Raw genomic sequence first — 14716 nt, 5'->3', positions numbered from 1 at the left:
TTACAGCCGGCTCGCAGCTTCACTCTCCCTTAATAGTTGCAGCTTGGTGCCGCTTCGGTAGGCGTAAATTACAGAATAGGCGAGTACATTTTGCACATAATTACGCGTTTCCCGGAATGGAATGGTTTCAATCCACACATCATAGGGCAGCTGTTTTCGGGTCTCTTTTAGCCATCCCGCTACGCGGGTTGGCCCGGCATTATAGGCGGCGGCTGCCAGAAAGCGGTTATTGTCAAAGCGGTTAAGTAAGCTACTTAAGTAAAAGCTGCCCAGCGCAATGTTAGTATTGGGGCTCAAAAGGTCCCAGCTGCGTCGATAGCGCACCCCCGCTCTGCGTGCAGTAGCTTTTGCCGTGGATGGGAGCAATTGCATAAGTCCCAGGGCCCCGGAGCTGGATTTTGCATCGTGGCTAAAGTGGCTCTCTTGTCGTGCCACAGCGTAAATCAGATATGGCTCTAGTGCCGAGCTCTGGGCACCAACCTGTTTGCTCACATCGTGAACAATATCGGAAAAAGCGAGTGGGAATCGCAGCTCCAAGTCGTCGAGGTAGTCAGCCGCAAGCACTGACTGGATTGATTTATGGTACCAACCCCAGGCGCTAGCTACTTTGCCAGCCGCAAGTAATTCCTGGTGGTCCATAGCTCTTGTGGCATAGCTCCATTCCCTTCGGGCATGGAAGAGTTCGCCTATCGCTTGTAATTCTCGGGCCCTCAGCAGTTCGGGGCGCTTTGCCATCTCCTGCACTTGAATGGGGGTGATTGGTGCCGGCCGGTGCTCAAAGCTGTACTGTTGCCCCAAGGTATCAGCGGCAAGGAAACCGTAGTAACTGCGATTGCGGGCGGCTTTGCGGTAAAGGTGGGAGGAAGCTTCGGAACTTTCTGTGCCATAAAGTTCTTCCAGTGAGCGGGCTTTCCAATATATCCACCGGTCGAGTTGTTGTTTCTCCTCTGGCAGGCGGTCAATCCAGAACGCGACCTGTTGCCAATTTAATTCACGTAGGGATTGTCTGGCTAGCCACTCGATGGTACGGCCATCGGTCACTGTGTGATGTTCAACCAGCTGTTGCAAGCGCTGCATATTATCCTGGCGAGCAAATTGACGCGCCAAGTGCTTGAACATGGCTTCTTGTTGGGCATCGGAAAACAAGTAGCTGGCCTGATAGCGGTGCCACGCAGTTTCAGCTTTGATCGCGTCTTTTTTCGCCAATTGGTGCAATCCGTGCAACACGATATCGCGATATTCCAGTGGGTTGTAGGCGAACTTGGTGTCAGTGAGAAGCTTCTGTGGGTTGCGATGGACCGAGCGTAAAAGTTTGGCTTTCTCTGCTTGTGCTGGCGTCATTTTTTTGGCGATATAACGTGCCAAATCGAGATTGCCTTCTTCGACTGCCAGCAGGTGCCGCTTCCAAGCGAGTTCCTGCGTCAAGCCGCCGTTTTTCATCCAGCGGGCAAAAACGGGGTCGCACTCCTCGACTTGGGACCGCCCAACAAGCCAGAGTTCTGATATCAACTGCTGTGTTTCTGCCTGATAGCCGTCTCGGCGCGATAGGGCATCGGCGTAATAGCAGTGGAGGGAGGTGCGACTGTGTTGCGAAGGTTGGTAATAGCGCAGGTAAGTCGAGAACTTTTTTTGACTACCGAGTTGGCGCAACAACCTGACCATCATCCAGTCGCCAATAGCCGTGCCTCTGTTGCTCTCCAGGAATTGATCAACTTCTTTTAAGGGCAGTTGGTGCAGTTTTTCACTGAGCGCCCAATAGTCAATATAAGCAGCGAGGGGATAATCTTTGAGCTCAGCTTTAAGTGCTCGAAGTTGCCGTCGATCCTTGTATTTTATCGCCTGCCGGGCCTGGCGCAGCTTTTCTCTCTGCGCCGCACGATTATCTTCGGATACTTCCGGTGCGATAGCGGTTGACTGAACAGATTGTGCATTAGTGGGCACGGCTGTGCAGAGACAGGTGATGATTAGGGCAGAAAGAAGCGCGATTCCTTTTGCGTCAGCTGACATCTCAATTACCTCAGTTGGACGTGTGTTTCCAGCTATGACTGACTATACGGTAAAAACGCGTAAAATAGCTGATTTTTCACAGAACCCGAAAGAGCCGGCTTCGCTTCTTTCATCAGCGGGATTGAGGTTCGGGTTTGATAATTGTAGTGCCTATTTATGTTGCTTCTATTGGATGGGGTCAGTCTTCGTTACGGGACCCAGGTACTGGCAGACAATGTCAGCGCAAAAGTTGAGCGTGGAGATCGTATATGCCTTGTGGGGCGTAATGGGGAGGGGAAATCCAGCCTGTTGCGCTTGATAGCGGGGCAAGTTGACGCGGATAGCGGCGAGATTGTTCGTGCCAGCGGTATGGTTCAAGCGGTTTTGGAGCAGGAGTTACCTGCCGATTGCCCCGATTCTGTCTACGGATATGTGGCTATGGGTTTGGGCGAAATAGGCGCTGTTTTGTCGGCGTACAGGGACTCCCCCACAGCAGAGCTACAAGCCAAAATCGAAGCGGCTCACGGTTGGGAGCTGCTGCCGAAAGTGGACAGTGTATTAGATCGTTTGGGGCTCGATGCAGACGAAAAGGTTGCCGACCTTTCCGGTGGCTGGCAGCGCCGTGCTGCTCTGGCTCGCGCTTTGGTGGTGGAGCCTGATCTGCTGATACTGGATGAGCCAACCAACCACCTGGATATTGCTGCAGTCGAATGGCTTGAGAATTTCCTCGCCAGCTATCGTGGCGCTCTTTTGTTTGTGAGCCATGATCGTGCATTGGCACAACGTTTGGCCACCAGCGTATGGGATTTGGATCGTGGACACCTGCGGACATTTCGCTGCAAGTTCGACCGTTACCAGGAAGAAAAAGAGAAGCTTCTTGAAGAAGAGGCAAAAAATGAAGCTCTTTTCGACAAGAAGTTGGCACAGGAAGAGGCCTGGATTCGCCAGGGCATCAAGGCTCGCCGAACCCGTAATGAGGGACGGGTAAGAGCGCTTCAAGCACTGCGTCGCCAAAGGGAAGCGCGCCGGTCCCAGCAGGGTATAGCCAAGATGGCACTGGATAGCGGTGAGATGTCCGGCAAATTGGTTGCTGAGTTGAAGGGCGTCACTTTTGCGTATCCCGATGAGCAACCGTTGATTAGGGATTTATCATTCACGCTGATGCGCGGAGACCGCGTTGGCCTAATAGGCCCCAATGGTGTCGGCAAAAGTACCCTGATCAAATTGCTGCTGGGAGAGCTAAAGTCCCAGGGGGGGAGTGTGCGCCTGGGTACCAAGCAGCAAGTGGCCTATTTCGATCAGCGCCGGGATCAGCTGAATCCCGATTTGACTGTGCTCGATAATGTTGCCGAAGGGCGCGACTCAGTGACTATTGGTGGTAAAAGCCGCCACGTAATGTCTTATTTGGCCGATTTTCTTTTTAGTGGTGTTAAAGCCCGTACTAAAGTCAGCGCCTTGAGTGGTGGAGAGCGAAATCGCGCCTTGCTGGCAAAATTGTTTAGCCAGCCCGCCAATATTTTGGTGCTCGACGAGCCCACCAATGACCTGGATGTAGAAACCCTGGAGCTGCTTGAACAGTTACTCCTGGACTTTGGCGGAACGGTTCTGCTGGTGAGCCATGACCGTGCTTTCCTGGATAATGTGGTGGGCTCATGCCTCGCATTTGAGGGGGATGGCCGCATCCGTGAATACGTGGGTGGTTATGGAGATTTTGTGCGCCAAGGTGGCAGCTTTGTCGCTGAGCTGAAAGAAGTTAAGCCAGCTGCTAGTAAACCAAAGGAAAAGCCCCAGTCCCAGGAGGCGGCTCCGGCGAAGAAAAAGAAACTGAGCTATAAGCTTCAAAGAGAGCTGGATAGCCTGCCCGCCTTGATTGAGTCTTTGGAAGAAGAGATAGGGGGTATTGAGCAAGAGGTTGCCGACCCCAGTTTTTATCAGCAGGAGCAGGCGTTGGTGCAGGCTAAGCTGAACACCCTGACGGAAAGACAAGCCCAGCTCGAAGAGGCATTTGAACGCTGGTCAGAGCTGGAGGGGGGAGACGACTAAGTTGAAGGGGAAGCTGCAATTATTGCTGCTTCCCCCTCCCCAATTTTGAAGGATTATTCGTCTTCCATATGTACCCGAATCGCCAGAACATCGCATTTGGCGCCATGGAGAACGCCGTTGGCGGTAGAGCCGAGTAGTAGTGCTAAGCCGTGACGACCGTGGCTGCCAATAATGATTAAGTCAGCTTCGATATCTTTGGCTAAGCGATGAATCTCAGTAGATGGCTGGCCGAGTATTACGTGCTGGCGATCTGCGGGGATATCCAGCCGATCGGCGGCTTTTTGCAATTGCTCCTTGGCCTGGGATTGTAGTTGGTCCTGTACCTCGGAGAGGTCCATTGGGATGTCGCCGCCATAGGCAAAAGTCAGGGGCTCAATGGCGTGAAGTAAGCTTAACTCCGCACCAAATGCTTCAGCCATATCAGCGGCCCTATCAAGCACCTGGGAAGATTCTTTTGACAGGTCCAAGCCCACGAGGATGTGTCGGTATTTCGCCATAATTTACCTGCTCCTATCCCTTTTATTGACTGTGAAAAACACCCTTGTGACACCTATTTTGAGTCTACCGCAAAAAAAACCGATTGACATAGATCACGCGGAACACCGCACAATAGTCACTTTTTTCCACTGATGAGGAGTGGTTATGTCTGATTGGTTGCCGGTGATTATCGTCGGATTTGCCATCGCTTTGGTGCTGGGGCCGGTGATGTGGCTAAAGCCCAATGCCCGTGACAGCCGTCTTGCAGATTTGCGTAGCCGGGCGGCCCAGGCTGGCATTACCGTGCAAATCCAAGCGTTGCCTGCGGCTTTGGGTGATGGGACTGCGGCTGTCTATTATCACCGCTGGCAGAACCGCAAAGGCCTGAGTGTGGGGTGGGTTTTGGATAAGCAACGGATTGAGCACGAACTCAATTTTTCCGGTGTTTGGGATTGGGCTGATGGCCAGCCAGCTCCGCAAGGGGCATGGAAATATTTGCGCGAGCTACTGGGAAAAATCCCTCGGGACGCCTGTGCGATTACTGCAACACCAGTGGGTCTCGGTATTCAGTGGCCGGAGTCAGGAGGCAATCAAGCCTTCCAGAAACTGATGGCGTCGCTTGATGAGTACACCCCCTTAATAGAAGAAGCTATTCGAAAAGTGAGTTCGCGCGCGGCGACTGAGGGGCTGTCCTGATTGCCGTATTAGCGGTGTAAAAGAGCGTCTACTGAGTCGCATTTAGGCGGACTGCCCAGTGCCAAATTTGGTGACTGTGAGTGGAAAATTGTCAGCTTTGCTTGACCGCGCTTGAAGTGAGGCTTATATATTCGCGCAGCACAAGCCCGATAAGAGGGCTTGAAAGACTTGCAATAGCAGTAAATTTTCATTTGAAATCAAAGGCTTATGGGTAAATCACTGGTCATCGTCGAATCACCGGCCAAAGCGAAAACCATCAATAAATATCTCGGCAAGGACTTTGTTGTGAAGTCCAGTGTCGGCCATATTCGCGATTTGCCCACAGGTGGGGGCAATAAACAGCCGGTTGACGCAAAGGAGCGCGCCCGTCGTGCAGCGGAAACACGCAAGCTTTCCCCCGAGGCGAAAGAGGCTTACAAGCGGAAGAAAAACCGCGATCAGCTGATTAAGCGTATGGGGATAGACCCGGATCACGAGTGGCAAGCCCACTACGAGATACTGCCGGGTAAAGAGAAAGTGGTGAGTGAGTTACAAAAACTCGCCGAAGGCGCCGATCATATCTATCTCGCAACGGACTTGGATCGCGAGGGAGAGGCAATTGCCTGGCATTTGCGTGAAGCAATTGGTGGCGATAACGATCGCTACCGCCGAGTAGTGTTTAATGAAATTACCAAGTCTGCGATTCAGGAGGCCTTTAAAGATCCCGGCCGTCTGAATATTAATCGGGTAAACGCCCAGCAAGCGCGCCGTTTCCTCGATCGAATCGTTGGCTATATGGTGTCCCCTCTACTGTGGGAAAAAGTGGCCAGAGGCTTGTCTGCGGGGCGTGTGCAATCTGTTGCGGTCCGTCTCGTAGTTGAGCGGGAGCGGGAGATTCGCGCGTTTATTCCGGAAGAGTACTGGACCCTGTTTGCCGATACGGCGACGGCAAAGGCTTCCAAGCTGCGCCTCGAGGTGAAAAAGCAGGCTGGTGAGGCTTTCCGTCCTACCAACGAAGAGCTGGCAATGAGTGCTGCCAAGCAGCTTCAGTCCAGTGAGTTTGTTGTTTCCGCCCGTGACGATAAGCCAACCAGCTCCAAGCCCAGCGCACCATTTATTACTTCCACTTTGCAGCAGGCGGCCAGTAACCGCCTCGGCTTCAGTGTGAAGAAGACCATGACCCTGGCCCAGCGCTTGTATGAAGCCGGTCATATCACCTACATGCGTACAGATTCCACCAACCTCAGTAAAGAAGCTGTGGAATCTGCACGGGATTATATTGCCGAGAATTACGGCGATAAGTATCTTCCAGAAAGCTCCAATAGCTACAGCAGTAAAGAGGGCGCTCAAGAGGCGCACGAAGCGATTCGCCCGTCCGATGTTCGTATCGCCCCAAATATGTTGTCCGGGGTTGAGCGGGATGCGGAGAGGTTATACAACCTGATTTGGCAGCAGTTCGTGGCCTGTCAGATGACGCCCGCCCAATTTACTTCCTCTTCAATCGTGGTCAGCGCAGGTGACTTTGAATTGCGTGCGCGGGGTCGAGTAATTCGTTTCGATGGTTTCCTGAAAGTTGCGCCACCGAGCGGCAAAAAAGATGAAGATCTGGTGCTTCCAGATGTGAAGGTAGGCGAAAAGCTATCCCTGCAACAGCTGGATCCCAAACAGCACTTTACCAAGCCGCCTGCGCGGTTTAGTGAAGCGGCCCTGGTTAAGGAACTGGAGAAGCGCGGTATCGGACGCCCCTCCACCTATGCTTCCATTATTTCCACGATCCAGGATCGTGGTTATGTCCGCCTGGAAAACCGTCGTTTTTACGCTGAGAAAATGGGGGATATTGTTACCGACCGTCTCAGCGAAAGTTTCAAGAACCTGATGGACTACGGATTTACCGCAAACCTGGAGGAATCCCTGGATGCGGTTGCCGACGGCGATAAGGGTTGGAAGCAACTGCTCGATGAGTTTTATCAGGACTTTTCCGGGCGCCTGGAAAAAGCCCAGTCTGCCGATGCAGGTATGCGTCGCAATACGCCGACAGACACGGATATCGAGTGCACCAAATGTGGCCGCCATATGCAGATCCGCACTGGCTCCACCGGTGTATTCCTGGGGTGCTCTGGATATGCACTGCCGCCAAAAGAGCGTTGTACCAATACCATGAACCTGGTTTCTGGTGATGAGGCGGTCGATGCGGATAAGGACGAGGAAGCTGAATCCAGGTTGCTGCGGGAGAAGCGCCGCTGCGGCAAGTGCGGCACGGCTATGGATAGCTACCTGTTAGATGAGCAGCGTAAATTGCATATCTGTGGCAATAACCCGGATTGCAATGGCTACGAGATTGAGCAGGGCACTTTTAAAATTAAAGGTTATGACGGCCCCATTATTGAGTGCGATAAGTGTGGCAGTGATATGCAGTTGAAGTCTGGTCGCTTCGGCAAGTACTTCGGCTGTACCAATGAAGACTGTAAAAACACCCGCAAGCTACTGAAAAATGGGCAGCCGGCGCCACCGAAAATGGACCCGGTTCCCATGCCGGAATTGGCCTGTATCAAAGTTGAGGATCACTATATCCTGCGCGATGGTGCCTCGGGTCTATTCCTGGCTGCCAGCCAGTTCCCGAAAAATCGTGAGACCCGTGCGCCCCTGGTTAAAGAGCTGCTGCCTCACCAGAGTGAGATCGATCCAAAGTACAGTTTCCTATTCTCTGCGCCGACGCAAGATGATAGTGGGCGGGATACCGTAGTTCGATTTAGCCGCAAAACCCAGGAGCAATATGTTCAATCTGAGGAAGAGGGCAAAGCGACCGGTTGGCGTGCTTTTTATCGTGATGGTGGTTGGAAAGTAGAGGCCTCCACCAAGAGCACTGCCGCCAAGCGCAAGAAACCGGCAGCTAAAAAGACAGCGGCAAAGAAGTAGGTAATGAGTAACTCTTACACGATTCATGTCACTTCGGCTCTACGCAAGAGCCAGCTGTTGCTGCAACAGCCGTGGGATTTGCCTCTCCAGCGCGATGCGCTGGAAGAGGCAGCGTTGATGCAGTTGTGCAAGGCCTATCGGGCCTTTCTGGCAGAGCAGGCAGCCCAGCTTCAGTTGGGGTTCGAACCGGAGTCTCCGCAGTTGATCATTGATGCGCTGGGCGTTCAGGGTAGGGCTAGTGCAGAGGCCAATGAGCTGTCCGGCCTGGTCGGCGACCCGCAGAGTTGGTTATCCCATATGCTTTACGCCTGGGAAGAGCAGCAGAAAATATCTGTGGGTGCTGATGAAAAACAGCAACAGGTTAATTTAATCCCGCTACACAACGAAGTTGCCAAGCCCGAGTTTGCACCTTTGTCCAAAGAGTTGCTGCTTCAGTGGCATCGCTCGCTGAATGAATTGGTGGTGAGGCAGCGCGCTCACTTGGATGAGTGTTAACTAATACGCATATTCGACTTCGGTGAACTTCTGAATAGGTTCGTAATATTTCTGCGAATTTTGAAGGTTGTTGATATTAGGCGCACTTCTGCGGGAAACTCCGCTGTCCTTTGAGTGAGTCACAATAGAGTAGTTGTGGCCCACTCGACATAACCCGCAACCGGTGCAACGTGCAAAGCAATTCACTCTTCTCTTGTGATCTCTTGAGTGGTTTAGGTAATTCTTTGATATAGCGTACTGGTAATAGACTGCCTCGAAAGTCAGGAGCCAGAAGCCCTCAAATTGGATGAATGAAACTTATCGCAAGCCTGTGGTACACTGGGCGCAAACTGTTGTGCCGTGAAGGAAAAGCGAATGTCCTCCGAAACTTTTGAAATAATTGAGCTGGCTAATGGCGATGTAGCCTTGCGTCGTGCTGGCCACAAAGAGGACCCTTTGGTGAGCATTTCTTTTTCTGCGGAAAGCCTTCAGTTTTTGCGCAAGAACAAGGTTGCTGTGGCAAGGGCTATGTTGGAAGCGGGCATTGAAGCCGTACAAAATCTAGACGATCTTGAGGCTGGTTACTTCGAGGAAGAAGATGATTTAATGCCGGTAAATCATACTATCCACTAACGTCAGCGTTAGTTTGAGTTTTATCAACAGCGGCCAATGGCCGCTGTTGTCGTTTTTAGGGGTTTAAGGCGCTTGGCGAATGACCCCTACGGCTAATCCCTCAATCACAAAGTTCTTATCTCTCATATCGACTTGAATTAACTCAAAGTCATCATTTTCAGGTAGCAACTGAACGGTTGCCTGATTTCCCTTGCGGCGAAAGCGTTTCACAGTGACTTCGTCATCGATACGGGCAACGACGATTTGGCCATTGCGTACTTGCTCGGTCTTTTGCACTGCCAGCAAGTCTCCATCGAGAATGCCCGCATCTCGCATACTCATACCATGCACCCTCAACAGATAATCTGCGGGGGGGTGGAAGAAGCTCGCGGGCAAGTCGCAGTAATCTTCAATATGTTCGCTGGCGAGTATGGGATTCCCCGCAGCTACTCTACCCACAATCGGCAAGCCGGATTGGTGATCCGGAATTCGAATGCCTCGGGAAGCGCCGGCAACCATCTCAATGGCGCCTTTTCTGGCGAGCGCTTTCAGGTGTTCCTCGGCGGCATTGGGCGAGCGGAAGCCGAGCTCCTGGGCAATTTCTGCCCGCGTTGGCGGGTAGCCTGTTTCATCCAGGTAGGACTTGATCAGGTCGAGAACCTGGGACTGACGAGCGGTGAGATTGGTCATAGATTTACCTAGTTTTCTGTATTTATATACAGTTGCTGGAATTATATACAGATTTATTGTTCGCGCAATCCTCAGGTTTTAGTCTTTGTGAGCTGCTACATTGATGGAGAAAGCAAGGAGAGAAGAAAGCGTTGAAGGAACTGACAAAGAGGGAAAAATAATGTTGGATGCAAAAATGCCGGAAGCCTGGAGAGTGCTTCGCATTCAGTCTGAATTGGTAGATGGGATAGAGCGGCTGATAGCGTTAGGTGGTGCAGTGACAGTGTTTGGAGGGGCGAGATTTACAGAGGACAGTCCTGAATATCAACAGGGGGTAAAGTTGGGAGAGTTGCTCGCGGCTGAAGGGATCCCCGTGATTACCGGTGGTGGGCCGGGGCTGATGGAGGCTTGTAACCGAGGGGCTTTCGGGCAGCCCGGCGCATCAATTGGGTTAAACATAGAGCTGCCTTTTGAACAGGCGGCAAATCCATATCAGGACATCAGTTTGAACTTCCGATACTTTTTTGTACGGAAATTTATGTTTGTAAAACACGCACTTGGATTCGTTGGACTTCCCGGTGGCTACGGCACGTTGGATGAGTTGTTTGAAGCTCTTACCTTGGTGCAAACGCAGAAAGTGCGGCGTTTCCCAATTGTGTTGGTAGGTAAGCGTTACTGGAGTGGGCTGTACGATTGGTTGGTAGATACAGTGTTAGAGCGCGATTGTATCGATGCCAGTGATCTCGACCTTTTTCATATCGTTGATAGTGTGGAGGAGGCTGCGGCCCTGATTATGAAATATATGCAGGTGAAAGAATAATTATTCGGGTGATCTTAAAATACCGAAAAAATTTTCAAAGTTATTTTTGTTAAAGCTGCCCCCGGACTAAAAGGCTATGTCGGCTGGTGGGGTGGCGTACTTGCTCAAGTTGGCGGAAGATCAACTCCAGCAGTATTGATCTTACCGCCTGACATACTTTTCCCTGTTATTTTTACTCTTGTACTTTGCTGAGTGGAGAGCTTAGCTGGCGGGCTCTAGATCAATGAGAATGTGCTACTCTGGCGTCGATTAAACGTATGTTTTAAATGGTGGTTTGATACTTATGAGCCAGATAGATACGGTCAGCCGGATACTCGATGCAGCGGAAGTGCTGTTTGCCGAACGGGGTTTTCCTGAAACCTCATTGAGAACAATTACCAGCACGGCCGGGGTTAATCTGGCGGCAGTTAACTACCATTTCGGCTCCAAGAAAGAATTGATACAGGCGGTATTTGAACGCTTTTTAACGCCTTTCACTAACGCTCTGGAAGAAGAGCTTGATCGCCGTATTGCCCTGGGGCAGCCCCTGGGGGTGGAGGAGCTGATCGAATGCCTGTATCGAGTTGGGTTGGGAAGCCTTGGGCTGGAGGGAAAGGATCCACAGCGATTTATGCGTCTTTTAGGATTGGCCTATACCCAGTTCCAGGGGCATTTGCGTCGATTTATCGTATCTCGATACGGGGATACTTACCGCCGTTTTGCCGGACTGCTGGCTGAAGCGTTACCGGGCTTGGACCCAGAAACTTTCTATTGGCGCCTCTACTTTATGCTGGGAGCGACCATTTTCACACTGTCGAGCCACGATGCGATTGAGGCTATCCTACGGGAGGATTTCGGTTCTGACAGTACCCTGACCCAGACTCTTGAGCGATTGGTACCCGCTGCTTCGGCCATGTTGAAGGTAGATAATTAGTGGGCGCACTCTTAAATCGATAAGGAACTTAATATGTCTTTACCACCCGGACCGGTCATGGTGGATATCGAGGGGCTTGAACTCACCGAGGAAGACTGTGATTTACTTCGGCATCCGATGGTGGGCGGGCTGATCTTTTTTGCGAGAAACTATCGGGATCGCCAGCAGCTTATTCAATTGGTTAACTCCATCCGTGCGGTGCGACCAGAGATCCTACTAGCGGTAGATCAGGAGGGTGGTAGGGTTCAGCGGTTTCGCGATGACTTTACGCGAATACCTTCAATGCAGGCTCTCAGTGCTGTCGCCAGTAACGAGCAGTTGCAGGATGTGGGGTGGCTGCTGGCCACAGAGTTGCTGGCTGTAGGAGTGGATTTTAGCTTCGCGCCGGTTTTGGATGCGGATGACAGTCACAGCAGGGTGATCGGCGATCGGAGTTTTTGTCCCGACCCCGCCCAATTAACCGCACTGGCTCGCCCCTTTATCCAAGGGATGCGCGAAGCGGGAATGGCCACGACAGGCAAGCATTTTCCGGGGCATGGCCACGTGCTGGAAGACAGTCATGTGGAGTTGCCAGAGGATAAGCGCTCGTTGGATCAGGTCATGGCAACCGATGCACTTCCGTTTATCGATTGTATTGGAACCCAGGAACTTACCGCGGTGATGCCGGCCCATATCCGCTTCATCAACATTGATAGCCAGTCGGTGGGATTCTCCCGCTATTGGCTGCAGGATGTATTGCGGCGACAGCTGGGATTCAATGGAGTGATTTTCAGTGATGATCTGTCTATGGAAGGGGCGGGTGCGGCTGGAGGCTATGGCGATAGGATTCGCGCAGCCCTGGAAGCCGGTTGTGATATGGGTATCGTATGCAACAATCGTGTCGGCGCTTTTGAGGCGCTGGCGGCACTGGATACCTTTGTGCCCAGACCGGAGTCCACTCATCGGTTGTCGGCCATGGGTGGCAGGCCGGTGATCGGCTCCTGGGAGGAGCTTGAGAAGAGTGCGCGTTGGCACAGAACCAGGGAGTGGTTAGCTTCCATAATGCGCTGAGATAAGTTATTGAGATCCGTCGTCTATTGAGAAGGCGCTATAGGGATATTACTGATTGTTGGTTAAAGCGGAGGGGTTCGAGTGGAGTCCGTTGAGAGCGTGCTGTTGTCCTGGCTTGGTGAGAATCGGGTCTGGATAGTTTCTGTTTTCCTGATAGTACTTGCGTCTGGGGTGTTGGCCTGGTTATTTGGCCGGTTTGTGCAGCGCATGGCCATTAAGGCGGAAAAGACGGTTAATCCCTGGGATGATGCTTTGGTTGGGGCGCTCTCCCCTCCAGGGCAGGTACTGGTATGGCTGCTGGGCTTGACTGTCGCTGCCCAGCGAGCGGGGGACGCCACTGGTGCCGAGATATTCTCCCTGGCTGCACCGACGCGGGAAATAGGCTTGATCCTGGTGATGGCCTGGTTTGCCTGGCGATTCTCACACAGCGTGGAACACAATCTGTGCGATCCGCGCTATATGGGCAAGCCGATGGATGCCACTACGGTACGTGCGATCGGCAAACTGGTCAGGGCCTCAATCGTGATCACGGCGGGAATTGTGGTCATGCAGTTCCTGGGTTACAGCGTCAGCGGTGTTTTGGCATTTGGTGGTATTGGCGGACTGGCTGTCGGTTTTGCGGCCAAGGACCTGCTGGCAAACTTTTTCGGTGGCCTGATGATCTATCTGGATCGGCCCTTTGCGGTGGGCGACTGGATTCGCTCCCCCGATAAGGAGATTGAGGGGACCGTGGAAGATATCGGTTGGCGCCTGACTAGAATCCGCACTTTTGATATGCGACCCGTCTATGTTCCCAATGGCATCTTCACCCAGATTGCGGTAGAAAATCCTTCCCGTATGTTAAATCGTAGGATTTTTGAAACGATTGGTATTCGTTATGAAGATGCCCATCATATGGCGGCAATCGTGGCGGATGTTAAAAATATGTTACAGGAACATCCGGAAATTGATTCTAATCGTACGCTTATTGTTAATTTTAATAGTTTTGCTTCCTCTTCTTTGGATTTCTTTATATATACGTTTACCCGTACTACCGATTGGGTTCGTTATCATGAAGTAAAACAGGATGTTCTATTAACGATTCTTAAAATAATTGAGGGATATGGGGCATCCTGTGCATTCCCAACCTCAACATTACATATTGCCGATATACCTTCATTAACGCGAGAGGCCGCGTTAGACAGTTGAGGAATGGGAGTGCAATAAGGTACAAATGATTAGTTTCTAATTGAGCACTATTGAAGATTTTGACGGTTAATTACGCATATTGGGAAAAACGTAGTATTTATTTCACATAGAAAACTAGACACTGGCGCTGTTTTATCTAAGAATCAGGGTACGTCCTTTGGGTATATGCTCATCGGATTAAGCAAGATAGCATTCTGCATGGAGCAGTTTGTTAACAATGGGGTGGCGTTTGCCCCTCTTGCCGAATTGAGCAGTGAGGTAAAAGAGGTAGGCGCAATAACAATAATGAGGTTTTCTCAATGAGTGATCGCGTTACAGGTACAGTGAAGTGGTTTAATAACGCACGGGGTTATGGCTTCATCACCTGTGGAGAAGGAACTGAAGATATTTTCGTTCACTATCGCAGCATTCGCGGCGAGGGCTACAAAACCCTTAATGAGGGGCAGGCGGTAGAGTTCGAAATGCAACAAGGTGACAAAGGACTGCTGGCGGAAGATGTTGTTCCCTGTGAGTGATTTATAGATCACTCGTTGAAAGAACTGTTGTCGTGTAGGGTCCTGCGGCTCAATTGACGCCGGCCCTGTCAGCGCCTCTGAAAAGCGGATCTTTATGATCCGCTTTTTTGTTTGCTACTTTGCAGTGGATATAGGCTCTTCTTCTTTGAGTTGTATTTGTGTCCCTCTTTGTTGATTTGGTCATATCCCGCCCCACCTAAAGTCCCCAATGTAATTGTGTGTATATGAGAGAGTTTATTGTGCTCAATACCGCTTTGCTAATTATTACTTTAATACTCTTGGAATATTGCCCCACTGATTGCGATTTTTTGTTGTTGTGGGGTGGCGGTATTTGCTTGTTTGCTGGCTGTATTTTGATTAAAGATAAATTGATTAAAT

At 51.3% G+C, this 14716-nt stretch carries 13 protein-coding genes; 10 read left to right on the top strand and 3 right to left on the bottom strand.

The features are described from left to right. A complete protein-coding gene (locus ACJJII_RS20710) occupies positions 1-2007 on the bottom strand; it encodes a transglycosylase SLT domain-containing protein (RefSeq protein ID WP_413662438.1) in 2007 nt (668 codons plus the stop codon). A 156-nt stretch (positions 2008-2163) separates the two neighbouring features. On the opposite strand from ACJJII_RS20710, the gene ACJJII_RS20705 reads away from it, so the two are divergent. Further along, the gene (locus ACJJII_RS20705) at positions 2164-4029 is read left to right on the top strand and encodes an ATP-binding cassette domain-containing protein (RefSeq protein ID WP_413662437.1); all 1866 of its coding nucleotides are present in this window, start codon (positions 2164-2166) and stop codon (positions 4027-4029) included. 53 nt (positions 4030-4082) lie between these two features. Here the strand turns inward: ACJJII_RS20705 and ACJJII_RS20700 are convergent, their stop codons facing one another. Continuing rightward, positions 4083-4526 carry a universal stress protein gene (locus ACJJII_RS20700; protein ID WP_282932316.1) on the bottom strand — a complete coding sequence of 148 codons (444 nt, stop codon included), beginning with the start codon at positions 4524-4526 and terminating at the stop codon, positions 4083-4085. A gap of 145 nt (positions 4527-4671) precedes the next feature. Between ACJJII_RS20700 and ACJJII_RS20695 the strand changes: the two genes are divergently transcribed. From ACJJII_RS20695 to ACJJII_RS20680, 4 genes are all read left to right on the top strand, one after another. Beyond that, positions 4672-5202, top strand: coding sequence for a hypothetical protein (locus ACJJII_RS20695; protein ID WP_413662436.1), 531 nt, complete (start codon positions 4672-4674; stop codon positions 5200-5202). Positions 5203-5409: 207 nt separating this feature from the next. Then, complete coding sequence (gene topA / locus ACJJII_RS20690) at positions 5410-8097, top strand: type I DNA topoisomerase (protein WP_444917564.1); 2688 nt, start codon at positions 5410-5412, stop codon at positions 8095-8097. A 3-nt stretch (positions 8098-8100) separates the two neighbouring features. Further along, entirely contained in the window at positions 8101-8592 is a 492-nt protein-coding gene (locus tag ACJJII_RS20685) for a DUF6586 family protein (protein ID WP_282932319.1), read from the top strand. A 354-nt stretch (positions 8593-8946) separates the two neighbouring features. Then, complete coding sequence (locus ACJJII_RS20680) at positions 8947-9204, top strand: hypothetical protein (protein ID WP_282932320.1); 258 nt, start codon at positions 8947-8949, stop codon at positions 9202-9204. 63 nt (positions 9205-9267) lie between these two features. On the opposite strand, the gene lexA is transcribed toward ACJJII_RS20680, so the two are convergent. Further along, positions 9268-9873, bottom strand: coding sequence for a transcriptional repressor LexA (lexA, locus tag ACJJII_RS20675; RefSeq protein ID WP_413662434.1), 606 nt, complete (start codon positions 9871-9873; stop codon positions 9268-9270). A gap of 160 nt (positions 9874-10033) precedes the next feature. On the opposite strand from lexA, the gene ACJJII_RS20670 reads away from it, so the two are divergent. The 5 genes from ACJJII_RS20670 (at position 10034) to ACJJII_RS20650 (ending at position 14338) form a co-directional block, all read left to right on the top strand. Beyond that, positions 10034-10672 (top strand): LOG family protein, encoded by a 639-nt coding sequence (locus ACJJII_RS20670; protein WP_282932322.1) that lies wholly within the window; start codon positions 10034-10036, stop codon positions 10670-10672. A 283-nt stretch (positions 10673-10955) separates the two neighbouring features. Then, positions 10956-11585 carry a TetR/AcrR family transcriptional regulator gene (locus tag ACJJII_RS20665; RefSeq protein WP_282932323.1) on the top strand — a complete coding sequence of 210 codons (630 nt, stop codon included), beginning with the start codon at positions 10956-10958 and terminating at the stop codon, positions 11583-11585. Positions 11586-11618: 33 nt separating this feature from the next. Beyond that, complete coding sequence (nagZ, locus tag ACJJII_RS20660; RefSeq protein ID WP_444917563.1) at positions 11619-12635, top strand: beta-N-acetylhexosaminidase; 1017 nt, start codon at positions 11619-11621, stop codon at positions 12633-12635. Between the two features lie 81 nt (positions 12636-12716). Next, positions 12717-13823 carry a mechanosensitive ion channel family protein gene (locus ACJJII_RS20655; protein WP_413662432.1) on the top strand — a complete coding sequence of 369 codons (1107 nt, stop codon included), beginning with the start codon at positions 12717-12719 and terminating at the stop codon, positions 13821-13823. A gap of 299 nt (positions 13824-14122) precedes the next feature. After that, positions 14123-14338, top strand: a complete 216-nt coding sequence (locus ACJJII_RS20650) for a cold-shock protein (protein WP_020413094.1) — start codon at positions 14123-14125, stop codon at positions 14336-14338. Positions 14339-14716: the final 378 nt, after the last annotated feature.

It is taken from the genome of Microbulbifer maximicatervae (SeqCode), from assembly GCF_052467825.1.
This window is presented reverse-complemented; position numbering and strand designations above follow the sequence as displayed.